This window comes from Pseudomonas sp. GW822-FHT02G04 (assembly GCF_058802085.1).
In genome coordinates this window covers 159656-181760 of the sequence record NZ_JBXANU010000009.1, presented here as the reverse complement: position 1 = coordinate 181760, position 22105 = coordinate 159656, and the positions used below count along the sequence as shown (strand labels likewise).

Here is a 22105-nt window from a genome sequence, read left to right as displayed (position 1 = left end):
GGTTTCGGCGTGCAGAAGGTATTTCGTCAGACCGGGCGGTGGCGAATGTGCGGACCGTGTCAGCCTGGAACTTGCAACGCCGGGCCGTAGCCCTCGATGAACTCCGCCGGCATGCGCTTGGGCTTGCCGGTCGACAGTTCGATACACACGAACGTGGTCTGCGCCCGCAGCAACGTCGAGTTGTCACTGGGGCGGATCAGCTGGAAGTGTCGGGTCATTTTCAAGCGCTGGTCCCAATCGACGATCCAGGTCGCCAGTTGCAGCTCATCGCCTTCGTAGGCCGCCGCCAGGTAATCGATCTCGTGCCGCACCACCGCCATTGCCCGGTCCAGACGCCGATACTCGACCAGGTCCAGGCCCAACCGTTGCGAATGGCGCCAGGCACAGCGCTCGAGCCAGGTTACATACACCGCGTTGTTCGCGTGGCCCAGCCCGTCGATGTCTTCGGCGCCCACTTCCAGATCAATGATAAACGGTGTTGCCCGATCCCAGCCCATGCCCCACTCCCGGTCAGATTATTTCAACCGGGGCAGTGTAACGGATGCTCAGGCCGATTGGCGCGATTGCAGGCTGCGACCGGCCAGCAGCGAGAGCACACCGTCGATCACTCGAGGATCGGCCAGCACTCGCTGATGACCGCCCTCTTCCAGGCGCAACAAGCGACTGTCGAACCAGGCTTCGTGGATCAATTGGGACTCCTTGACCGAGACAAAGTTGTCGTCTTCGGCATGGACAATCAGGCCGGGCATGTCGAGCTGATAGTGCGCGACATCCAGCGCAGCGGCGCGCATGCCAACGTCTTTTTCGACCTGACGAATGAACGCCGAACGGGCCTTGGGCGGCAGGCGCACATAACGCGCAAAACCGCGCAGCACCCCAAGGATTCGCGCTGGAGCGGCGATCGAGACCAGGGTTTCGGTGCGCAGACCCAACTGCACCGCGAGCATGGCGCTGGCGCCTCCCATGGAGTGACCGATTACTGCTTGCAGCGGCGGTAACTCAGCGGCCGCTTCAAGCATCGCCCGGGCGAACAGCACCACATTGGCTTCACGTCCAGGTGAGCGACCGTGAGCCGGGCCGTCCAGGGCGACCACGGTGTAACCGGCATCGACCAGCGCCGTGATCAGCGCGGCAAACTGCGTTGGCCGGCCTTCCCAGCCGTGCATCAACAACACCGCCGGGCCCTGCCCCCAACGCAGCGCCGAGAGGCCGAAGCGCAAGGTGATCCGCTCGGACTTCGCCAGCAACGGCAATTCCCAATCACGCGGCGGCAATTCCCGCGGGGTCATGAATGCCAGACGCATCTTGCTCGCCACCAGCTTCGGTGCGAACCAGCCCAAGGTGCCATTAACGCCACGAACCCAGCTCAACGTGTTCATCGCTCATCTCCTCAGGCTGGATGCCTTTAGGTCACAGCACCGCCGATTTGGCGGCGCGCAGCAATCGATCGGACAACTCTCCTGGCCCCAGCGCCCGCGCCAGCGCCAAACCACCCACCATCAAGGCGATGTCGGCCAAGACCTTGTCGGTGTCTTCCGGACTGGCCGCCAACTGCGCGACCATCAATTCAACATGTTCATTCAATGCCACGCGGAATTCGTCCGGCAGACGACCCAACTCACCGATCGACGCTGGAATCGGGCATGCCTGCTCGGTGGAATCACGATGTTTGCGCGACAGGTAGAACGCTGCGACCAACGCGCGACGCTCTTCGCCGGTCAACTCGGCATCCATGTCGGCGATCAAGTCACGACGATGGCTGAGCAGCTGCTTGAACGCCTCCAACATCAACGCGTCCTTGCTTTCGAAGTGCGCGTAGAAGCCGCCGACCGTCAGGCCGGCCGCGCCCATCACTTCGCCCACGCTCGGCTCGGCCGGGCCGCGCTGGATCAGCGCTGCGCTGGCAGCCTTGAGGATGCGCTCGCGGGTTTGAGCTTTTTTATCGTTCATCGTTGCCTCCGAATATTACGACTAGAATATTATTCTCATAATAATTTTCCGCAAGTCGTGGATGTGACCGCTGGTCTGAAGAACAGTTTTGAGGGAAAAGGAGATTTGGCCAAACGCCAGACAAACAAAAGGGCCATTCAATAATTGAATGACCCTTAAAAATCCCGCAAAGCGGGTAATCGTGGCGTCCCCTAGGGGACTCGAACCCCTGTTACCGCCGTGAAAGGGCGGTGTCCTAGGCCACTAGACGAAGGGGACACAAACCCTTCTATACAACTGATCAGTGCTGAGAGCTGATCGATTCAAGGCCGGTGTGGCCAGACCTTGAACTGTAAAATATTGGTGGAGCTAGACGGGATCGAACCGTCGACCTCTTGCATGCCATGCAAGCGCTCTCCCAGCTGAGCTATAGCCCCGGATTTTTCGCCTCGCGGCGGAGCGACATCTTGCAACATCGCCTCTGTAAAACTGGCGTCCCCTAGGGGACTCGAACCCCTGTTACCGCCGTGAAAGGGCGGTGTCCTAGGCCACTAGACGAAGGGGACGCAAACCCTTCTATACAACTGATCAACGCTGAGTGTTGATCGCTTCAAGGCCGGTGTGGCCAGACCTTGAAGTGTAAATTGGTGGAGCTAGACGGGATCGAACCGTCGACCTCTTGCATGCCATGCAAGCGCTCTCCCAGCTGAGCTATAGCCCCTCATCGCTGAGGACGGGGCGAATCTTAATGGCGCATCGGAAAGCTGTCAAACTTATTTTTCAAAAAATTTAAAATTTTTTGCCGACATAACAATCACTTACCGCCCTCCCCCCGTAAATTCGGGGGAAGCGCCGAAGGGCAAGATCAAAAGATCGCAGCCTTCGGCAGCTCCTACACAAGGTTAAACACCCTTACGCGATAGCGCCCAAGAGTTTTTCCCACTCCTTGTTTTCTTTCTTCGACACGCCGCCCAGCAGGTCAATGGCCTGGCGCAGACGGAAACGGGTCAGGTCCGGACCGAGGATTTCCATCGCATCGAGCACCGATACCGAACTGGCCTGCCCGGTGATCGCGGCAAACATCAGCGGCATGGCGTCACGCAGCTTCAGCTCCAGGGATTCAACCACCGCCTGAATCGTTGCGGTGATGCTGTCCTTCTCCCACTGACGCAGGCTTTCCAGCTTCCACAGGATCAATTGCATCAACTGACGAACCTGATCGCCCGAGAGCTTCTTGGATTCGAACAGTTTAGCGTCCGGATTCACGCCACCAGCGAAGAAGAAGCCAGCCAGCGGTGCGACCTGGCTGAAGGTTTCAACCCGGCCCTGCACGTGTGGCGCGATCTTCATCATGTATTCAGGGTTCAACGCCCACTTCTGCACGCGAGCGGCGAACTCTTCCACTGGCAGGTCACGCAACCACTGGCCGTTGAGCCACGACAGTTTCTCGATGTCGAAGATCGGCCCGCCAAGCGAGACGCGGCTCAGGTCGAAATTGTCGACCATTTCCTGCAGCGAAAACTTCTCGCGCTCGTCCGGCATCGACCAGCCCATGCGGCCCAGGTAGTTGAGCATCGCTTCCGGCATGAAGCCCATGCGCTCGTAGAACGTCACCGAGGTCGGGTTCTTGCGCTTGGACAGCTTGCTCTTGTCCGGGTTACGCAGCAGCGGCATGTAGCACAGCTGCGGCTGTTCCCAGCCGAAGTATTCGTACAGCAGGATCAGTTTCGGTGCCGACGGCAGCCATTCTTCACCCCGCAGTACGTGAGTGATGCCCATCAAGTGGTCATCGACCACGTTGGCCAGGAAGTACGTCGGCAGGCCGTCGGTCTTCATCAGCACTTGCATGTCCATGCGATCCCACGGGATCTCGACGTCGCCACGCAGCATGTCCGGCACCACGCACACGCCTTCGCTCGGCACTTTCATGCGGATCACGTGCGGCTCACCAGCGGCCAGGCGGCGCGCGACTTCTTCCTTGGACAGCAACAGCGCACGGCCGTCGTAACGCGGGGTCTCACCGCGGGCCATTTGCTCGGCGCGCATCTGGTCCAGTTCTTCGGCAGTGCAGAAGCACGGGAAGGCATGGCCCATGTCGACCAGTTGCTGGCAGTACTTCTGGTAGATATCGCCGCGCTCACTCTGACGGTAAGGACCGTGCGGGCCGCCGACATCCGGGCCTTCGCTCCAGTCGATACCCAACCAGCGCAGGGCGTCGAAAATCTGCTGTTCGGACTCGCGGGTCGAACGCAATTGGTCGGTGTCTTCGATCCGCAGGATGAACTCACCGCCATGCTGCTTGGCAAAGCAGTAGTTGAACAAAGCGATATAGGCGGTACCTACGTGGGGGTCCCCGGTAGGCGATGGCGCGATGCGAGTGCGGACGGTGGTCATGGCATGTCTCGAAATGAATAAAAAGCGAAAATCAAACAAGAGGCGAATGGTAACAGGCGATAGCGACCCGGCTCCAGTGAGTGGGGTATTTAAGAGGATGCAGATCAGGACCGTGGTGCGCCTTTCGCGGGCAAGCCTCGCTCCTACGGATCTATGTCGTGCGACTGGCACAGATCCGTAGGAGCGAGGCTTGCCCGCGAAGAGGCCGGAACAGACAGCACAAAACTCAAACAGTTATCAACCGCTCCCGCAGTTTGCCGATTTCGTCGCGCAGTTGCGCCGCGGCTTCGAATTCCAGGTCGCGGGCGAGCTGGTACATCTTCTCTTCCAGCTGACGAATGCGCTTGGTGATCTCGCTTGGCGAGCGCAATTCGGCTTCGTATTTGGCGCTTTCCTCGGCGGCCTTGGCCATGCCTTTGCGCTTCTTGCTGCGCGAACCCGGCACAGTCGCGCCTTCCATGATGTCGGCGACGTCCTTGAACACACCTTTGGGCGTAATGCCGTTGGCCAGGTTGAAAGCGATCTGCTTGTCGCGACGACGCTCGGTTTCGCCGATCGCCCGCTCCATGGAACCGGTAATCCGATCCGCATACAGAATTGCCCGCCCATTGAGGTTCCGCGCCGCCCGGCCAATGGTCTGGATCAGCGAGCGCTCGGAGCGCAGGAAACCCTCCTTGTCGGCGTCGAGAATCGCCACCAACGAGACTTCCGGCATGTCCAGACCTTCACGCAGCAGGTTGATCCCCACCAACACATCGAAGGTACCGAGGCGCAAATCACGGATGATCTCGACCCGCTCCACGGTATCGATGTCCGAGTGCAGATAACGCACACGCACGCCGTGATCGGCCAGGTAATCGGTCAAATCCTCGGACATGCGCTTGGTCAGCGTGGTCACCAGCACCCGCTCTTCCAGGGCCACACGCTTGGTGATTTCCGAGAGCAAGTCGTCGACCTGAGTCAGCGCCGGACGGATTTCGATTTGCGGGTCCACCAGGCCGGTCGGGCGCACCACTTGCTCGACCACACGCCCCGCATGTTCCGCCTCGTAATTGCCCGGCGTGGCCGAGACAAATATTGTCTGCGGGCTGATGCCTTCGAATTCGTCGAAACGCATTGGCCGGTTATCCAGCGCCGATGGCAGGCGGAAGCCGTATTCCACCAGCGTTTCCTTACGGGACCGGTCGCCCTTATACATGGCACCGACCTGCGGCACGCTGACGTGGGATTCGTCGATCACCAGCAAGGCGTCGGCCGGCAGGTAGTCAAACAAGGTAGGCGGCGCCTCGCCGGATGCCCGGCCCGACAGGTAGCGCGAATAGTTTTCGATGCCGTTGCAGTAACCCAGCTCGAGAATCATCTCCAGGTCGAAACGGGTGCGCTGCTCCAGGCGCTGGGCTTCCACCAGTTTGTTGTTGGAACGCAGGTATTCCAGGCGCTCCTGCAACTCGACCTTGATCCCCTCGACGGCGTCGAGCAGGGTTTCGCGCGGCGTCACGTAGTGGCTCTTCGGATAGAAGGTAAACCGCGGCAGCTTGCGGATGACTTCGCCCGTCAGCGGATCGAAAGCGGACAGGCTCTCTACTTCGTCATCGAACAGCTCGATGCGGATCGCCTCAAAATCGGATTCCGCCGGGTGAATATCAATCACATCGCCGCGCACCCGGAAAGTCGCCCGGGCGAAGTCCATGTCGTTGCGGGTGTATTGCAGGTCGGCCAGGCGACGCAGCAGCGCACGCTGGTCGAGCTTGTCGCCGCGATCCACGTGCAACACCATCTTCAAATAGGTTTCCGGGCTGCCCAGACCGTAGATGCACGACACCGTGGTGACGATGATCGCGTCTTTGCGCTCCAGCAGCGCTTTGGTCGCGGACAGGCGCATCTGCTCGATGTGGTCGTTAATCGAAGCGTCCTTCTCGATGAAGGTGTCGGACGACGGCACATAGGCTTCGGGTTGGTAGTAATCGTAATAGGAGACGAAGTATTCAACGGCATTGTTCGGGAAGAACGCCTTGAACTCGCCGTACAACTGCGCAGCCAGAGTCTTGTTCGGCGCCAGCACCAGCGTCGGGCGCTGCACCTGGGCGATCACGTTGGCGATGCTGAAGGTCTTGCCCGAGCCGGTCACACCGAGCAACGTCTGGTGCGCCAGCCCGGCCTCGATGCCTTCAACCATCAGACGGATGGCTTCCGGCTGATCGCCGGCGGGCTCGAAACGGGTGACTAGCTGGAATTCAGACATACATACCTCTGGTTCACTCTTGCCCGGTTACACCGGACAGGAACGAGAAAGACCGCAAACGACCGATGTCGCCCGAGGAAAAAACTGGATTGTGCTCAATGTGGAGCCGATTGCCAGCCCTTTCAAGGCAAACGTCCTACATCGGGTAAAACCTTTGACGATGTCACTCGACCAACGATCGAAAAATAATTGGAAAAACTTACCGTAAAAGCCGAATCGCCTGTCGCCATCAATCGCTGATGGCCTCTATACTAGCTCCCCGTTTGTGCACCGCTCTAGTGCATTCGGCTGGAGCGCGACACGTCCCTCCACACTCCATTCAGAGCCGCCGTAATAATGAGCCTGTTCTCCGCTGTCGAAATGGCACCACGCGATCCAATCCTGGGCCTCAACGAAGCATTCAATGCCGATACCCGTACCAACAAGGTCAACCTGGGGGTCGGTGTTTACTGCGACGAGCAAGGACGAATTCCTCTCCTGCGCGCCGTTGTCGAAGCCGAGACGATTCGCGCCGCTCAACACGTTTCCCGTGGCTACTTGCCGATCGACGGCATCGCCGCCTACGACCAGGCCGTGCAGAAACTGCTGTTCGGCAATGATTCGCCGCTGATCGCTGCTGGCCGGGTCATCACCACCCAGGCCGTCGGCGGTACCGGCGCACTGAAAATCGGTGCCGACTTCCTCAAGCAACTGCTGCCGAACGCCGTCGTAGCGATCAGCGACCCTAGCTGGGAAAACCACCGCGCGCTGTTCGAAACCGCCGGCTTCCCGGTGCAGAACTATCGCTACTACGACGCCGCCACCCACGACGTTAACCGCGCTGGCCTGCTGGAAGACCTGAACGCCCTGCCGTCCGGCTCCATCGTTGTGCTACACGCTTGCTGCCACAACCCGACCGGCGTCGACCTGAGCCCGGCGGACTGGAAAAACGTGCTGGACGTGGTGAAAGCCAAAGGTCACGTACCGTTCCTCGACATGGCCTACCAGGGTTTTGGCGACGGTATCGATGAAGACGCTGCTGCCGTGCGTCTGTTCGCCGAATCGGACCTGACCTTCTTCGTCTCCAGCTCGTTCTCCAAATCCTTCTCGCTGTACGGCGAGCGCGTTGGCGCCCTGTCGATCGTCAGTGAATCGAAAGAAGAAAGCGCGCGCGTGCTGTCGCAAGTCAAACGCGTGATCCGCACCAACTACTCCAACCCGCCGACCCACGGTGCAAGCATCGTCGCCGCTGTGCTGAACAGCCCGGTATTGCGCGCCCAGTGGGAAGAAGAACTGGCAGAAATGCGCCTGCGGATTCGCGGCATGCGCACTCAGATGGTCGACCTGCTGGCGAAAAACGCTCCACAGCGCGATTTCAGCTTCGTCGGTCGCCAGCGCGGCATGTTCTCCTACTCCGGCCTGACGGTTGAGCAAGTGACCCGTCTGCGCACCGAGTTCGGCATCTACGCCCTGGACACCGGCCGCATCTGCGTTGCCGCGCTGAACCAGAGCAACATCGACGCTGTGACCAAGGCCATCGTTCAGGTGATCTGAATCGTCGCGCGACATGAAAACGGGAAGCCGAAATGGCTTCCCGTTTTTTATTGGCCTCAGATAAATCTCAAAGCAGCCGCCGCGCCCTTTAAACTCCCACAAGGTTTTGTGTACACCCGAGAATTCTTGCGAGAACCCACATGAAAAACGATGACCTACGCGCCGACCGCGACGAGCTGGACCACTTCGTGCCCCGCTCCTCGGCTAAACGCGGTAAAAACCTGGTGCTGCAAGTGGCCGCGGGTGTGTTCCTTGGCGGCCTGGCGTTGTGGCTGGTGCAACTGGCCGCCACGATGCTGTATGCCAAGCTGATGCTCGGCACCATCACTTTTGGCGGTTAGGCCAATTCGCTCGCACGCTGGCTGGCCGCGTCGTCATAGGCGACATAAAGCGACTCGGCCACCTGGCTTTTGATCGCCTTGGTGCTTTCCAGGCCCAGGACAAAACCTTCGGCCTTGCCGCCTGCGCGGTTCAGCTCGTCAGCGGTGCCGGCCTGAGTGATTGCGTCGAACAGTTTCTCGGCGTGCGGGCCGACCCCTTTGGGCAGGCTGATCTGAGCGATGCTCATGCGAACACCTCGCTATTGTGAGGTGTGAAGGCTGGGTGATTCATGGCGCGTACCTATTCGGCTGAGGGCCGGCAGCGCGCGTCACCACTTCCGGGCGGCCATGGTAGACCTCTGCCGCGCTTCTGGTAACCGCCGATGGCCGATAAACCTCCCTCTGATCCGATGAAAACATCAAATTGCCAACAGAGGCTTGACTTCTCTTTTTGAATCAGTAACATAGACGCCATTCCGCGATAGCTCAGTTGGTAGAGCAAGTGACTGTTAATCACTGGGTCCCTGGTTCGAGTCCAGGTCGTGGAGCCAGACAAGGTTCCAGAGAAGGCTTTCAAAATCTCTGAAACCCCCGAAAAAACCCGCCTTCTGGCGGGTTTTTTCGTTTTGGCGTTCTGTCGGATTCCGGTGGGTACCAGCCATTTTAAGGGTAGAGTTTGGGATAAAGGTCAGTTCGATAAAAGGGAGTACCCTTATGTCGCGCACTACTGCTCCACTCTCCGACGCCACTTGCCGTTCGGCCAAGCCCACCGACCGCGCCTACAAGCTTTTCGACGGCGACGGCCTTTACCTTTTGGTCCAACCCAATGGCCGCAAAGGCTGGCGTCTCAGATACGTCAAACCTGATGGCCGGGAAGGACTGACCTCATTCGGCAACTACCCCATCGTTGGCCTCGCGGATGCGCGCCGCAAGCGCTTGGAGGTCAAGCGAATGCTGGCGGATGGCATTGACCCTATAGGAGCCAAGAACCAGGCCAAGACGGACGCTCTGATCAAAGGCCGCACCTTTGAAAGCGTTGCCCTCGGCTGGCACACGGAAATGTCAGCCAAGTGGGCACCGGACTATTCCAAGACAGTGATGAGTCGCCTCAAAACTCACCTCTTCCCGCTGATCGGCGCCCGCGCCATTGTCGACCTTGATACCCACGACCTTATGCGGCCCCTGGACGCGATCAAGAAGCGCGGAACGATAGACATTGCTTTAAGGGTACAAAACTACCTGCAGAGCATCATGCGCGAGGCAAAGCGCCTCCGGCTTATCACCGTAAACCCTGCTTACGACCTCGTAGGTTCGATCAAAGCCTCGCGGGTCGTCCACCGCCCCGCCTTATCCTTATCGCGCTTGCCTGAATTGCAGGAACGGATCGACACCTATAGAGGCCGCGCACTTACCCGGCTGACGGTCTTGCTGTCGCTGCACGTGTTTGTACGCTCCAGCGAGCTGCGCTTCGCCCGCTGGAGCGAGTTCGACCTCAAACATGGCGTCTGGGAAATACCCGACACGCGACCAGCGTTGGAAGGCGTACCCTTTTCCACAAGGGGTACGAAGATGGCAGGCGATATCCATCTTGTACCCTTATCGCCGCAAGCGATCGCCCTGCTCGAGCAGATCCACGCAATCACAGGCAAATTTGACTTGGTGTTCGCAGGCGATACCAAATCTTGGAAACCAATGTCCGAAAACACTGTGAACAGCGCGCTTCGGAAGATGGGGTACGACACCAAATCAGAGATCTGTGGGCATGGGTTTCGTTCGATGGCCTGCAGCGCACTGATCGAGTCCGGTTTGTGGACGGACACAGCCATCGAGCGGCAGATGAGCCACAAGGAACGCAACAACGTCCGAGCGGCCTACATCCACAAGGCCGAGTTCATCGAGGAGCGGAGGCTGATCATGAACTGGTGGAGTCGCTACCTCGAGGCTAATCAGCAGGAGCATGTCAGCCCACGCGAATTCGCCAATCAGACCGGTGCGAACGTCTCTCGCCTAAAAGCAAAACGTGGCGCAACTGAGTAAGCGCTCGATCCTCATATCTCAGTGATCCGCTTGTCCACGCGGGTCCATCCAAGCAGGGCTGCAAAGCCGCCCTGTTTGGATGGACCTTACTTAAAAAATCTAAGGCCCCCGCAATTATCGGTGGAAAACCACTGATTTCCATTAGTGGATAATTTCATCCACAGCCGCAGAACTTCCGAAAAACCGAGCCTTGACCCGAATTCTCCACAGGCGTAGAAAAGGTCGGGCAAAGCGCTGTCGTTGACAGCAGCCCAGGTAGCCAGAACCTTTAAGGCTACGCCACACCGTGGTGGTTTACCCAAAGTGCGATTAGCGTCCGGCGGCTCGCACGGTCACTCACCGAGTGATGGATGCCCACTTCAGATCATTGCCATTGCGGCAAATACATCCCCCTACCTAGCTGCCCTGCAGCAACCTATCTGCTTGGCCATTTCACTGCGCCAACCTGCGCCCGTCTCTTTCTTCTGGAAAGAGACGGGCGCTCCTACCGCTGCTGCGGTCCAACTCATACAAGGCTTTGCGGCATTCCCCCTCGTGACAATCGGCGTGACAAACACCGAAAAGTCACCAGCAACAGCGATGCAGATGATGGTGCCGCAGCCTACGGAATGGACTGCACCTGACTGACAGTCAGGCGTGCCCCGATCATCGCATCACTGCCTTCACCCGACTCAGGATCTCGCGGCGTTGGTCTCGTCAGCCAGTGCAGCCTCCACCCGCCCACCGGTATCGGTGTTCAGGAGGCTAGATCATGAGATACCCAGGCTCCCGGTTGTAAAGAGCCGCCAGTCCCGCGTTAGAGGACAACCCTCACAGGTCGCAGGGGCCTTGATCCCTGATAACACTCAACATTCGTGGCGGGATGACGTGGGGGAAGGCTTCCAGGCTATGCTTGCTGTATCGATACCGCTTGATCCACACGGCTGTCAGGCACGACTCGGTCGTAGTCAATGATGAGGAAACGGATTCGACGGGTTCAACCAGGCAGCTTGAATTAGAGGAGAAAACCTGCAGTCAGAACTGCAGGGCGAGCAGGTTTTTAGCCTCGACTTGGGACCGGCTAATGGGAGTCCCCTTTTTTGCTCCAAAATACGAGGCGCCGGTCGGCATCAATAGTGAACATGGGGTTTACCGATATACAGGATGACAACGGCACAGCGCCACCACCTGTTCGCGCACATGATGCGCAACCTGCTCGCTGCCGCCGGATTCCAGTGCGTCCAGCACGTCACAGAGCCAGCCTGCCAGTTGCTCGCACTCCGGCACTCCGAACCCGCGGGTGGTCACGGCCGGGGTGCCGATGCGCAGTCCTGAGGTCACGAACGGCGAACGTGGATCGTTTGGCACCGAGTTTTTGTTGGCAGTGATGTAGGCATTACTCAGAGCTGCATCGGCGTCCTTGCCGGTGTAAGGCTTGTCGGACAGGTCGATCAGCATCATATGGTTGTCAGTCCCCCCGGAGACAATCTTGTAACCACGCTGCTGCAGCACGGCGGCCATGGCCCGAGCGTTGATCACAATCTGCTTCTGATAGGTCTTGAACCCGGGCGCCAGAGCTTCCTTGAAGGCAACGGCCTTGGCGGCGATCAGGTGCATCAGCGGACCGCCCTGGATACCAGGGAACACCGCCGAGTCGAGCTTCTTGTAAAACGTATCGTCCTGTCCCTTGGACAGGATCAAACCGCCCCGTGGGCCGCGCAGGGTCTTGTGGGTGGTACTGGTTACCACATGGGCGTGCGGCAACGGATTCGGATACTCACCAGCAGCCACCAGACCGGCTACGTGGGCCATGTCGACCCAGAAAATCGCCCCGACCTTGTCGGCGATGGCCCGCATGCGCGCCCAGTCCTTGTACCGGGAGTAGGCGGAAAAACCACCAATCAGCATCTTAGGTCGGGTTTCCAGGGCGATGCGCTCCATCTCGTCGTAGTTGATCAACCCTGTCTGCGGGTCGAGACCGTAGGGAACGATCCTGTAATGGCGGCCGGAGAAATTGGAGGGGTTGCCGTGGGTCAGATGACCACCCTGGGCCAGGTTCATACCCATCACGGTGTCGCCAGGGCTGATCAGCGCCAGGAACACCGCGGCGTTAGCCTGGGCACCGGCATGAGGCTGGACGTTGGCGTAATCGCAATCGAACAGCGTCTTGACCCGTTCGATGGCCAGACGTTCAGCCACATCGACATACTCGCAGCCGCTGTAGTAGCGCCTGCCCGGGTAACCTTCGGCGTACTTGTTAGTGAACACCGAGTTCTGAATCGCCATCACCAATGGGCTGGCATAGTTCTCGGAAGCTATCAGCTCGACGTGGTCTTCCTGGCGGCGTTCTTCGTTATGAATAGCCTCACACAGATCGGCGTCGAACTCTGCAAGGGTCAGGGATGAGTCGTACATGAAGACAGGATCCTGTGGGTTGGGAAAATGAGCCGGTTGCAGTGCCTGCTACGACAAAAGCCGAGCGACACGGTCTGCAATGTCGTCGATCTGCGCTTCATCGCAGATCAGCGGCGGCAGCAGTCGGATGGTGGTGCCGCGGGTAACTGTGATGATCAGGTGCTGTTCGTCCCGTGCCCGACCAACTAGCTCGGCGCAGTTACGATCCAGCTCGATTCCGACCATCAGACCCAAGCCGCGGATGGAAACGACATAGGGGTGGTTGTTCAGCGCCTCACGCAGGGCTGCCAGCAGCCGGTGGCCCAAGGTGGCGGCTCGCTGAGGGATGTGCTCGCGCTCCATGATGTCGAGCACAGTGCAACCCACACGACAGGCCAGTGGGTTACCACCGAAGGTGGAGGCATGATGGCCGGGAGAAAACAGCTCGGCTGCGGCGTCCCGCGCCAGGCAGGCCCCGATCGGAAAGCCATTGCCTAGCGCCTTGGCCAGCGTGATAACGTCAGGCACTATCCCCGCGTGCTGGAAGCCGAACCAGCTACCGGTGCGGCCCATACCGGTTTGCACTTCATCGACCATCATCAGCCAGTCGTGTTCGTCGCACAGCTGCCGCAGGGCCTGCAGATAGCCGGCGGATGCCGCATGCACACCGCCCTCCCCCTGCACCGGCTCGACCAGCACCGCGACGATGTCGGGTGATTGCGCCGCTTCCTGACGGACCGCCTCGATGTTGTTGTAAGGCACCCGTAAAAAGCCCGGCATCAATGGCCCGAAGCCGAGCTGCACGGCAGGGTTCCCAGTCGCCGCCAGGGTTGCCAGAGTACGGCCGTGGAAACTGTTCTCCATGACCAGCACCTGCGGCTGTGCCACCTGCCTGGCGTTGGCGTGCAGCCGGGCCAGCTTGAGCGCCGCTTCGTTGGCTTCGGCCCCCGAGTTGCAGAAGAACGCGCGCTGCATGCCCGACAAGGCGCACAAGCGCTCACCGAGTTGCTCCTGCCATTCAATGCGGAACATGTTGGTGGTGTGCAGCAGTTGGCCGGCCTGCTCGGCGATAACAGCGGCAATTTCGGGGTTGGCATGACCGAGGCTGGTAACGGCCACACCGGCAATCGCATCCAGGTACTCGACCCCTTGCGTGTCCCACAGGCGCGCACCCAGGCCTCGGCTGAACGAGACAGGCTGGCGTGCGTATGTCTGCATGAGGTACGAGGGTGAAGAGGTCATGGCATTTCTTCCAGTAGGTCGCGGGTCAAAAGGGGGTCGGGGGTTGAGGGTTCGCGCTAGTCATTACCGCCGGGCCTGGCATCCGCCGCAGGCCAGTAATAGGCGTCCGGCATCGCGCGTGCACCGAAGATGGCCTGACCGACACGCACCACGGTCGCACCTTCTTCGATGGCGATTTCGAAATCACCGGACATGCCCATGGACAGCTCCTCCAGCCCGACACCGGCCGGTGCGCCCTGGCGCAGGCGCTCGCGCAGTTCGCGCAGCAGTACGAAACAAGGGCGGACACGGGCGACGTCGGCAGAGAACAGTGCCAGCGTCATCAGGCCTCGCACGCGTAACGCAGAGAACGCAGGTAGCGCACGCAAAAAGTCGGCGACCTCTTCGGGCGTCAGGCCGTACTTGCTGACCTCACTGGAGGTATTGACCTGGACGAACACATCCAGCTGCCGACCTTCGATTTGCAGGCGACGGTCCAGTGCCTCCGCCACACGCAGGCTGTCCAGCGCCTGGAACTCGCAGGCAAAACGAGCCACCTGATTGACTTTATTGGTCTGCAGGTGGCCGATGACCGACCATTGCAGGTCGGTCAGGTCATCCATGGCTTTCCATTTACGTTGCGCTTCTTGCACCTTGTTCTCGCCCAGTAGCCGGCAACCTGCGGCGTAGACCAGGCGCAGGTGTGCTTCGTCAAAGGTTTTGCTCACCGGCAGCAGACGCACGCTCGCCGAGTCACGACCGACACGCTGGCAGGCGCTGGCGATGCGCTGCTGCACTGCAGCCAGATTGCGGCGAAAGTCCTCAACGCTGCTGGCCTGCGGGTAGCGGCCGTGGTACTCGTGCAGGGTCAGGGTGTCGACTGCGGCGACCTCTTCAATACGGGCTTGCATCAGTTGGCGGCTCCTTTACGGGTGACAGGCTCGGCAGCAGGATTGACGACCGGCTCGCGACGCGGCAAACGGCCGTTGAGTACGGCGTACGCCACCAGACCAATCAGCAGCCCCCAGAACGCCCCGCCGACCCCGAACAACGTGATGTTGGCGGCGGCTGCCAGGAAGGTAATCAGCGAGGCTTCGCGGGATTTGGCATCGGTCATGGCACTGGCCAGGCTGCCGCCGATAGTGCCCAGCAGGGCGAGCCCGGCCAGAGTAGTGATGAAGGCTGCCGGAAAGGCCATGAACAGCGCAGCGAGGGTCACGCCGAAGACCCCGACGAGGATGTAGAAGACGCCCGCAGCAATGCCGGCGATCCAGCGCTTGGAGGGCTCTTCGTGGGCTTCCTTGCCGGTGCAGATGGCTGCTGTAATCGCCGCGATGTTGAACGCGTGGGAACCAAAGGGCGCCATGAGCAAGGAACCTAGCCCGGTGATGGTCACGATCGGATTGGCACTAGTGCTGAACCCATCGTTGCGCAGCACCAGCATGCCAGGCATGTACTGACCGGTCAGGGTGATCAGAAACAGCGGCAGCGCGACACTGAGCAAGGCATTGAGCGAGAACTCAGGCAGGGTGAACACTGGTGCCGCGAGTTGCAGCTCCAGCCCCGACAAATCGACACGCCCCTGAATCAGCAGGAAGGCCAGCCCCAGTGCCAGAATGCCCACCACCGCGTAGCGTGCGGTAAGGCGTTTGAGCACGATGTAGGCAACAATCAGCAACCCGACCAGCATCGGGTCAAGGCTCATGCCGCCAAAAGCACCGATGCCGAACTGCAGCAGGATACCGGCCAGCAACCCTGCGGCCACACCCGGCGGGATCAGTCGGATGACTTTTTCGAAATAGCCGGATAAGCCCAGCAGCACGAAGGCAGCGGCCGAGATCATGTAGGCACCCACCGCCTCGGCATAGGGTGTGGTGGCCAGGGCGACGACCAGGAATGCCGCGGCAGGTGTCGACCAGGCGGTGATGATCGGTTCGCGGGAAACCCAGCTGAGGAACAGCCCGGTAACGCCCACGCCAATCGACACGGACCACACCCACGAAGCCGTCAACTCAGGGCTCAGCCCAGCTACCTTGGCTGCCTGGAAGACCAGAATGAAGGTGCCGCCATAGTTGACAATGACCGAGATCAGACCGGCGACAATCGGAGGGATGAGATCGCTGAGGCGAACAGGTGACCTGGATGCTGATGAAGGCATGGTTTTACTTTGCTCCTTGCAAAGCGAGGTGCTTGGCCTCGACTGGAAAGTGATTTATAGCGCTGAAATGGCCTGTTTAGCCCTGCGGCGGTCCTTGCCTTAGCCATGCACCCGGGCGAAGTCCTTCATGAAATCGGTCAATGCCTCGACAGCCAGCAGCGTGACCGCGTTATAGATACTGGCCCTGACGCCGCCGACCGAGGCATGGCCCTTGAGGCCTTTGAATCCGGACTGATCGGCCAGGCGCAGGAAGTCCTTTTCAAACGCGGTTTCGGCGAGCATGAACGGCACGTTGTTGATCGAACGAAACGGCGTTTGCACACTGTTGCGATAGAACCCGCCGCTGTCGTCAATCGTGCGATACAGCAGCTCGGCCTTGGCCTGGTTGGTCTGGTGGATCTTCTCGATACCACCGCAGCGTTGAATCCATTTGAGTGTCAAACCGGTGAGGTACCAGGGAAAGGTCGCCGGCGTATTGAGCATCGAATCCGCGTTGGCGATGTGCGCGTAATTTAGAATGTCGGGAGTTACCTCCAGCGCGGCATCGAGTAGCGCGGCGTCAATGATCACGATGGTAAGCCCCGCCGGCCCCATGTTCTTTTGCGCCGCGGCATAGATAAGGCCGTGTTTGGCCACATCAATGGGTTTGGAGAGCAGGCTTGAGCAGGCGTCACAGACCAGAGGAACCGACACGCATGGCGCGCCGGCGAATTGCACGCCGTGTACCGTTTCGTTCTCTGTGTAGTGCAGATAAGCGGCGTTCGGGTTGAGGTTCCAGTCCGTCACGGCGGGGATGCGATCAAAGTCAGAAGCCTTACTGCTGGCGGCGATACGAACGTCGCAGTAGCGCTGAGCAGCCTGGATGGCCTTGCCCGACCAGAGCCCGGTATGCAGATAGTCCGCAGTCCCTTTGTCGCCCAACAGGTTCATCGGCACCTGGGCAAACTGCAGCGAGGCGCCGCCCTGTACGAACAGCACTTTGTACAGGCTGGGCACCTGCAGAATCGCCCGCAAGTCCTGTTCGGCCTGATAGGCGAGTTCCATGAACACCTCTGAGCGATGGCTGATTTCCATCACCGACATACCAGTACCAGCGAAGTCGAAAAACTCTTCGTGCGCTTGCCGAAGCACTTCAAGCGGCAGCGCGGTTGGCCCTGCGCTGAAGTTGTGTGACCTTGCCATACCTTAATCCAGCCCTGTTCAAAGTTGCCCACCCAGCGATAGGTCGCCGAGCACAAAGGCAATAGCGACGGACAGAGTCTACGGATAAACTGGCCTGCCTTTGCAGGCCAATTTATTCATATGAGGCAGACCGCATGGCGAAAACCTTCGAACTCGAAACGCTGAAGATACGACTCAACGATGCCGAGTTTCAGATGCTGGACCTGCATCAGCGGATTCAGCGAGCCCTGCGTGCACTGATCCTCGATGGTGCCCTTGACTCTGGCCTGAAGCTGCCGGCGACCAGGGTCCTGGCCAAGACGCTCGGCGTTGCCCGCGACACGGTCGAGAACGCCTATATGCAATTGCACCGTGATGGCTTCATCGTGCGGCGCGAGGGCTCGGGCAGCTATGTATCCGAGACGATTGGCACCGAATTACGCGGGGCTGCGCGCCGGCGCATGAAATTGCAAGACACCAAACGCAGCGAGGCGACGCCAGGATCGGGCTTGAGCCGGCGCGGCCGGATGATTTTCGACAGTGGTGGAGTTACCGATCAACAGGTGATCAAGGCCTTTGCCACAGGGCTGCCGGAAACCCGTACCTTTCCCACCGATATATGGGAACGCCTGCAACGCCAGGTCATGAAGGACTACCGGGGTAACGTCCTGCTGCATGGCGACCCGCAAGGCGCCGAGCCTCTGCGCAAGGCGATCGCCACCTACTTGAACCTCGAACGCGGGGCCAAATGCTCCCCCAACCAGATACTGGTGTTGAGCAGTACTCGCCAAGCCCTGTTCCTGTGTGCCCAGTTGCTAGTGGACGCTGGCAAACCGATCCTGCTGGAAAACCCGGGCTACTACGGTGCCAAGAAGGCCTTTGAAACAGCCGAGACCAAGGTCGTGCCCATTGACGTCGATGCTCTGGGCATACGAACGGACCTGCTGCAGGCAGACCGCAGCGGTGCCAATTGCGTCTATGTTACGCCTTCGCATCAATACCCCACCGGGGCAACCTTACCGCTGGAACGCCGACTCGAGCTGATCAACTGGGCGACCGAGCATGGCAAGTGGATCATTGAGGACGACTATGACAGCGAGTTCCACTACGACGGACTGCCGATCGCGTGCGTGCAGGGCCTGGACAAATACCAACGCACGATCTACCTCGGTACCTTCAGCAAAACGCTCTATCCGGGGTTGCGAATGGGCTACATGGTGCTACCTTTCGAGCTGGTCAAAGCCTTCACCTACGCGCGAAGCATCATGGACGGCCACACGCCACAGATCCTTCAGCTGACCCTGGCGCGCTTCATGGAAGACGGCCACTACAACTCCCATGTCCGGGCCATGCGCAAACTCTACGCCGGACGCCGTGCAATCATGCTCAATGCCATCGGCAAGCACCTGGACGGTATTGTCACGGCCTTATGCCCCCAAGGCGGGCTGCAGATTCCCTGCCTACTGGCCGATGGCTGGTCGGAGGAAAAGACCATCCGCCAAGCTGCCAGCGCGGGCGTGCAACTGCCAGGCCTCAGTCGGCTATACGCCGGCGAGGAGAAGAAACAAGGTTGGCTATTGGGGTATTCGTCCTTGACCGCCTATGAAATCGAAGCAGCCATGCTGCGCCTGGCCAATGCGCTGAGCAATAAATAGGACAACAAATGGCTGGCCGAGCTGCAGAGCACCGTGTCCATTTTCTGCGCAACGCTCCGGAACAAACACGTTTCAGGCGCTGTCACGTGCCTACGATAAATGCCACGGGGTAACGCTTGAATAGGCATATGGGTGAGCAGCGTTTCACGTTCGTGGTAATTGTTCATGGTTTCTTCATTCATGCTCTGCGGCAACATCGTGCGTCCATTCATGGCGGTGTTCCTCTGACCGCGGAAAAAGCTCGACGCTCAAACGCATCCCCTTTTGCAGTAGAACTCATGCAGGGTGAGCTTGCCCGCTCGGACTTTTTCAACAGCCTGGGCTAAAAGCAGTCACTCGGATGTGCTTCCTGATCCAGCACAGAATGGCCTGCGTACGCCACCTTCGGCAGCTTGCTGCTGCCGTGCTCATGAGGTATCAAAAAATTCGCATAAAATACGGGTTTGATTAGGATAATCGTAGGGATAGAAATTTTAGAAATTAGCCTACTTTCATTTTAAAACAGATACTTATCTCTCTATTTGAGTCCAGGTCGTGGAGCCAGACAGCAAAATCGAAAAGCCCCTGAATCGAAAGGTTCAGGGGCTTTTTTGTGCTTGACGAAAAGACACGATCCTATGAATTCCCTACCCCGACAGAGTAGGAAGCTTCCTGATTTTCTGTAGCCGTGTTTTCGGCTTTCGCCTGAGCCCCCGTAAACCCTGGACTAGAGCATCAATAGCCACTTTCATAGTGGCCGGATGCTGACTGTAAAGCAGCGAACTTGTGCGTTATGAATAGCGCCTCTCGCCTGCCAACATCCCCGGATCGTTCACGTGTCAGAGTTACTCAAACTCAAGGAGAACGTCCTTGTCCCTCACCCTTGCGGCTCATTGAGCTTTGGCACCCTTCCTGAAATACCCAGGTTCAATTTACGGGGTGGCGAAATATTCCTGCGGGTCGGAATTCACAAAGGCATCAACAAAGGATTTGGCGTTCGACATGTCTGGGAAGCCCACAAGACCGACTTGGCAATATTTGGCTGCCACACCATTGATGATGTGGTAGCCCACATCGCCAAAATGATCGTACCCGGCGCCCCCATCTACTGTGAGTTCAAGGAAATGAGAGGTGATCACAGAGTCGCCGTACTTAAAAATCCTACCGGCTCGCTCATTCTGGAGCCTCGAAATGAGCGTCGCGGCTTCGGATACTACGTCGTAACCTGGTATCCCAAGAGACATGCAGAAGGCACCCTGGTCGGCACAATCGCCAAACCAGATCCCAAGCAATAAAAAAGGCGTCCTGATGGACGCCTTTTGAATATTTCGAGGAGTAGTCGCAGCGATTCTTTAGCTCCTGGCCACGAATGACCTTGGGTTCAGAATCCGACCGGTATTGCCAGTCGTCACTACTTCAGAGGGAGCCAGCTTCTCTGCTGCCAACAAGATGGGGGGCCAATGCTGGAGGCCAAGCCCAAGGATGCGCAATTGCAGACCTCGAATTCGATTCTTAACCATGCGTGGAGCGAGTGTCAACCTGACCGACAATTGAATCGGTCGCCCCACACCCGATCGACGTCAAACATGCTCACTGCTTTTCGCATGCACCGCCCGCAACTCGGCATGCCCATGGTCCGTCTCCACCACCGGAATCTCATTCCCGTCGCAGTCGCGCAGTTTACCTTCGCTGAAGTAATCCCCTTCCCGCAGCGCCGCCAGGTCCTGATAACGCAGGACTCGTTCAGTACCGGCGGCAAACACCGATTGCTGGTCCGAGTTGCCGGCCGTGAGGTGATTGAAGGTCAGGTTCAGCACGATGGCCATGATCGCCGAGGAGCTGATGCCCGAGTGGAAGATCGTCGAGAACCAGCTTGGGAAGTGGTCGTAGAAGTTCGGGGCAGCGATGGGGATCATGCCGAAACCGATGGAAGTGGCGACGATGATCAGGTTGACGTTGTTGCGGTAGTCGACCTTGGACAGCGTCCGAATGCCGCTGGCGGCGACAGTGCCAAACAGCACGATGCCGGCGCCGCCAAGTACAGAGGTCGGCACGGCGGCGATGACCCGGCCCATGAACGGCAGCAATCCAAGCACTACCAGGAATAAACCGCCGGTGGCCACCACGAAGCGGCTCTTGATCCCGGTCACCGCCACCAGCCCGACGTTCTGGGCGAAGGCGCTTTGAGTGAAGGAGCCGAAGATTGGCGCGATCATGCTCGACAGCATGTCGGCGCGCAGGCCATTACCCAGGCGTTTGGAGTCGACTTTGGTGCCGATGATTTCACCCACAGCGAGGATGTCGGCCGAGGTTTCCACCAGGGTCACCATGACCACGATGCACATCGACAGGATCGCGGCAAAGTGGAAGGTCGGCATGCCGAAATGGAACGGTGCCGGGAAGCCGAACATCGGGCCCTGGGTGACGGATGAGAAATCCGCCATGCCGAGGAACACGGCGATGACCGTGCCGATGACCATCGCCAGGAGGATCGACAAACGGGAGATGGTCGCGCTGCCGATCTTGCTCAGAAGCAGCACCAGCACCAGCGTCACCGCCGCCAGGCCGATGTTCGCCATGCTGCCGAAATCCGGCGCATGGCTGTTGCCACCCATGGCCCAGCGCGCGGCCACCGGCATCAGCGTCAGGCCGATGGTGGTGATCACAATGCCCGTCACCAGCGGCGGAAAGAACTTGGTAATCCGCGAGAACACCGGCGTGATCAGCAAGCCAATCAGCGACGCGGCAATCACCGCCCCGAGAATCGACTGAAAGCCGCCCTCCCCACCACTGCTGACAATCGCGACCATGGTCGCAACGCCGGAGAACGACACGCCCTGCACCAGCGGCAACTGACAGCCGAAAAACGGCAAACCGAGGGTTTGCAGCAATGTCGCCAGCCCCCCTGCAAACAATGAAGCAGCAATCAACAAACCGATGTCCGCCGGCGAGAGCCCGGCCGCCTGGCCGATGATCAAAGGCACCGCGACGATACCGCCGTACATGGTCAGAACATGTTGCAGGCCATAAGCCATATTCGCGCCGATCCCGAGGTTTTCGTCCTCAGGCCGTTGGTGTGAAACATGGGGCGTTTTCATGGTTG

Annotated in this window: 18 protein-coding genes and 5 tRNA genes; 7 read left to right on the top strand and 16 right to left on the bottom strand. The window is 59.2% G+C overall.

What is annotated here, in order from left to right:
* Positions 1-59: 59 nt before the first annotated feature.
* The 9 genes from AC1RO5_RS14660 to uvrB form a co-directional block, all read right to left on the bottom strand.
* A complete protein-coding gene (locus AC1RO5_RS14660; RefSeq protein ID WP_253425606.1) occupies positions 60-497 on the bottom strand; it encodes an acyl-CoA thioesterase in 438 nt (145 codons plus the stop codon).
* A 48-nt stretch (positions 498-545) separates the two neighbouring features.
* Positions 546-1379 (bottom strand): alpha/beta fold hydrolase, encoded by an 834-nt coding sequence (locus tag AC1RO5_RS14655; RefSeq protein WP_019649340.1) that lies wholly within the window; start codon positions 1377-1379, stop codon positions 546-548.
* A 31-nt stretch (positions 1380-1410) separates the two neighbouring features.
* Positions 1411-1950, bottom strand: coding sequence for a TetR/AcrR family transcriptional regulator (locus tag AC1RO5_RS14650; RefSeq protein WP_493175797.1), 540 nt, complete (start codon positions 1948-1950; stop codon positions 1411-1413).
* A gap of 182 nt (positions 1951-2132) precedes the next feature.
* A tRNA-Glu gene (locus AC1RO5_RS14645) sits at positions 2133-2208 on the bottom strand.
* Between the two features lie 82 nt (positions 2209-2290).
* Positions 2291-2366 (bottom strand) — tRNA-Ala (locus AC1RO5_RS14640).
* 53 nt (positions 2367-2419) lie between these two features.
* Positions 2420-2495: transfer RNA gene (locus AC1RO5_RS14635), tRNA-Glu, on the bottom strand.
* Between the two features lie 79 nt (positions 2496-2574).
* Positions 2575-2650, bottom strand: a tRNA-Ala gene (locus tag AC1RO5_RS14630).
* A gap of 191 nt (positions 2651-2841) precedes the next feature.
* On the bottom strand, positions 2842-4323 hold the full coding sequence (gene gltX, locus AC1RO5_RS14625) for a glutamate--tRNA ligase (RefSeq protein ID WP_493175795.1): 1482 nt from the start codon (positions 4321-4323) through the stop codon (positions 2842-2844).
* Positions 4324-4549: 226 nt separating this feature from the next.
* Positions 4550-6565, bottom strand: a complete 2016-nt coding sequence (gene uvrB, locus AC1RO5_RS14620; RefSeq protein ID WP_493175794.1) for an excinuclease ABC subunit UvrB — start codon at positions 6563-6565, stop codon at positions 4550-4552.
* Positions 6566-6901: 336 nt separating this feature from the next.
* Between uvrB and AC1RO5_RS14615 the strand changes: the two genes are divergently transcribed.
* Together AC1RO5_RS14615 and AC1RO5_RS14610 are read left to right on the top strand one after the other, a co-directional pair.
* Positions 6902-8098 carry an amino acid aminotransferase gene (locus tag AC1RO5_RS14615; protein ID WP_493175792.1) on the top strand — a complete coding sequence of 399 codons (1197 nt, stop codon included), beginning with the start codon at positions 6902-6904 and terminating at the stop codon, positions 8096-8098.
* 140 nt (positions 8099-8238) lie between these two features.
* Positions 8239-8439, top strand: a complete 201-nt coding sequence (locus tag AC1RO5_RS14610) for a hypothetical protein (RefSeq protein ID WP_258673267.1) — start codon at positions 8239-8241, stop codon at positions 8437-8439.
* On the opposite strand, the gene AC1RO5_RS14605 is transcribed toward AC1RO5_RS14610, so the two are convergent.
* Positions 8436-8666 (bottom strand): hypothetical protein, encoded by a 231-nt coding sequence (locus AC1RO5_RS14605; RefSeq protein ID WP_007935216.1) that lies wholly within the window; start codon positions 8664-8666, stop codon positions 8436-8438. The two genes, AC1RO5_RS14610 and AC1RO5_RS14605, sit on opposite strands and share 4 nt — an antisense overlap.
* Before the next feature lie 227 nt (positions 8667-8893).
* Here AC1RO5_RS14605 and AC1RO5_RS14600 point away from each other — a divergent pair.
* Together AC1RO5_RS14600 and AC1RO5_RS14595 are read left to right on the top strand one after the other, a co-directional pair.
* Positions 8894-8969 (top strand) — tRNA-Asn (locus AC1RO5_RS14600).
* A 163-nt stretch (positions 8970-9132) separates the two neighbouring features.
* Complete coding sequence (locus AC1RO5_RS14595; protein WP_493175788.1) at positions 9133-10455, top strand: tyrosine-type recombinase/integrase; 1323 nt, start codon at positions 9133-9135, stop codon at positions 10453-10455.
* 1128 nt (positions 10456-11583) lie between these two features.
* On the opposite strand, the gene glyA is transcribed toward AC1RO5_RS14595, so the two are convergent.
* The 5 genes from glyA to serC form a co-directional block, all read right to left on the bottom strand.
* On the bottom strand, positions 11584-12849 hold the full coding sequence (glyA, locus tag AC1RO5_RS14590; protein WP_493175784.1) for a serine hydroxymethyltransferase: 1266 nt from the start codon (positions 12847-12849) through the stop codon (positions 11584-11586).
* A gap of 48 nt (positions 12850-12897) precedes the next feature.
* Positions 12898-14070 (bottom strand): aspartate aminotransferase family protein, encoded by a 1173-nt coding sequence (locus tag AC1RO5_RS14585; RefSeq protein WP_493175780.1) that lies wholly within the window; start codon positions 14068-14070, stop codon positions 12898-12900.
* Between the two features lie 56 nt (positions 14071-14126).
* Complete coding sequence (locus AC1RO5_RS14580; RefSeq protein WP_493175777.1) at positions 14127-14960, bottom strand: YggS family pyridoxal phosphate-dependent enzyme; 834 nt, start codon at positions 14958-14960, stop codon at positions 14127-14129.
* Entirely contained in the window at positions 14960-16207 is a 1248-nt protein-coding gene (locus tag AC1RO5_RS14575) for a benzoate/H(+) symporter BenE family transporter (protein ID WP_493175775.1), read from the bottom strand. Before AC1RO5_RS14575 ends, AC1RO5_RS14580 begins: the two co-directional genes overlap by 1 nt.
* Before the next feature lie 99 nt (positions 16208-16306).
* Complete coding sequence (gene serC, locus AC1RO5_RS14570; protein ID WP_493175773.1) at positions 16307-17389, bottom strand: 3-phosphoserine/phosphohydroxythreonine transaminase; 1083 nt, start codon at positions 17387-17389, stop codon at positions 16307-16309.
* 134 nt (positions 17390-17523) lie between these two features.
* Between serC and pdxR the strand changes: the two genes are divergently transcribed.
* The 3 genes from pdxR (at position 17524) to AC1RO5_RS14555 (ending at position 20297) form a co-directional block, all read left to right on the top strand.
* The gene (gene pdxR / locus AC1RO5_RS14565) at positions 17524-19023 is read left to right on the top strand and encodes a MocR-like pyridoxine biosynthesis transcription factor PdxR (protein ID WP_493175771.1); all 1500 of its coding nucleotides are present in this window, start codon (positions 17524-17526) and stop codon (positions 19021-19023) included.
* 128 nt (positions 19024-19151) lie between these two features.
* Entirely contained in the window at positions 19152-19349 is a 198-nt protein-coding gene (locus tag AC1RO5_RS14560) for a hypothetical protein (RefSeq protein WP_493175770.1), read from the top strand.
* A gap of 489 nt (positions 19350-19838) precedes the next feature.
* Entirely contained in the window at positions 19839-20297 is a 459-nt protein-coding gene (locus AC1RO5_RS14555; protein WP_493175768.1) for a hypothetical protein, read from the top strand.
* Positions 20298-20582: 285 nt separating this feature from the next.
* Here the strand turns inward: AC1RO5_RS14555 and AC1RO5_RS14550 are convergent, their stop codons facing one another.
* Positions 20583-22100: a nucleobase:cation symporter-2 family protein gene (locus AC1RO5_RS14550; RefSeq protein WP_493175766.1), complete on the bottom strand. Its 1518-nt coding sequence runs from the start codon at positions 22098-22100 to the stop codon at positions 20583-20585.
* Between the last annotated feature and the right edge of the window lie 5 nt (positions 22101-22105).

Excerpts from the sequence above, each read along its gene's own strand:
- AC1RO5_RS14660 (WP_253425606.1), bottom strand. The coding sequence starts at position 497 with ATGGGCTGGGATCGGGCAACACCGTTTATCATTGATCTGGAAGTGGGC.
- AC1RO5_RS14655 (WP_019649340.1), bottom strand. The coding sequence starts at position 1,379 with ATGAACACGTTGAGCTGGGTTCGTGGCGTTAATGGCACCTTGGGCTGG.
- AC1RO5_RS14650 (WP_493175797.1), bottom strand. The coding sequence starts at position 1,950 with ATGAACGATAAAAAAGCTCAAACCCGCGAGCGCATCCTCAAGGCTGCC.
- gltX (WP_493175795.1), bottom strand. The coding sequence starts at position 4,323 with ATGACCACCGTCCGCACTCGCATCGCGCCATCGCCTACCGGGGACCCC.
- uvrB (WP_493175794.1), bottom strand. The coding sequence starts at position 6,565 with ATGTCTGAATTCCAGCTAGTCACCCGTTTCGAGCCCGCCGGCGATCAG.
- AC1RO5_RS14615 (WP_493175792.1), top strand. The coding sequence starts at position 6,902 with ATGAGCCTGTTCTCCGCTGTCGAAATGGCACCACGCGATCCAATCCTG.
- AC1RO5_RS14610 (WP_258673267.1), top strand. The coding sequence starts at position 8,239 with ATGAAAAACGATGACCTACGCGCCGACCGCGACGAGCTGGACCACTTC.
- AC1RO5_RS14605 (WP_007935216.1), bottom strand. The coding sequence starts at position 8,666 with ATGAGCATCGCTCAGATCAGCCTGCCCAAAGGGGTCGGCCCGCACGCC.
- AC1RO5_RS14595 (WP_493175788.1), top strand. The coding sequence starts at position 9,133 with ATGTCGCGCACTACTGCTCCACTCTCCGACGCCACTTGCCGTTCGGCC.
- glyA (WP_493175784.1), bottom strand. The coding sequence starts at position 12,849 with ATGTACGACTCATCCCTGACCCTTGCAGAGTTCGACGCCGATCTGTGT.
- AC1RO5_RS14585 (WP_493175780.1), bottom strand. The coding sequence starts at position 14,070 with ATGACCTCTTCACCCTCGTACCTCATGCAGACATACGCACGCCAGCCT.
- AC1RO5_RS14580 (WP_493175777.1), bottom strand. The coding sequence starts at position 14,960 with ATGCAAGCCCGTATTGAAGAGGTCGCCGCAGTCGACACCCTGACCCTG.
- AC1RO5_RS14575 (WP_493175775.1), bottom strand. The coding sequence starts at position 16,207 with ATGCCTTCATCAGCATCCAGGTCACCTGTTCGCCTCAGCGATCTCATC.
- serC (WP_493175773.1), bottom strand. The coding sequence starts at position 17,389 with ATGGCAAGGTCACACAACTTCAGCGCAGGGCCAACCGCGCTGCCGCTT.
- pdxR (WP_493175771.1), top strand. The coding sequence starts at position 17,524 with ATGGCGAAAACCTTCGAACTCGAAACGCTGAAGATACGACTCAACGAT.
- AC1RO5_RS14560 (WP_493175770.1), top strand. The coding sequence starts at position 19,152 with ATGGGTGAGCAGCGTTTCACGTTCGTGGTAATTGTTCATGGTTTCTTC.
- AC1RO5_RS14550 (WP_493175766.1), bottom strand. The coding sequence starts at position 22,100 with ATGAAAACGCCCCATGTTTCACACCAACGGCCTGAGGACGAAAACCTC.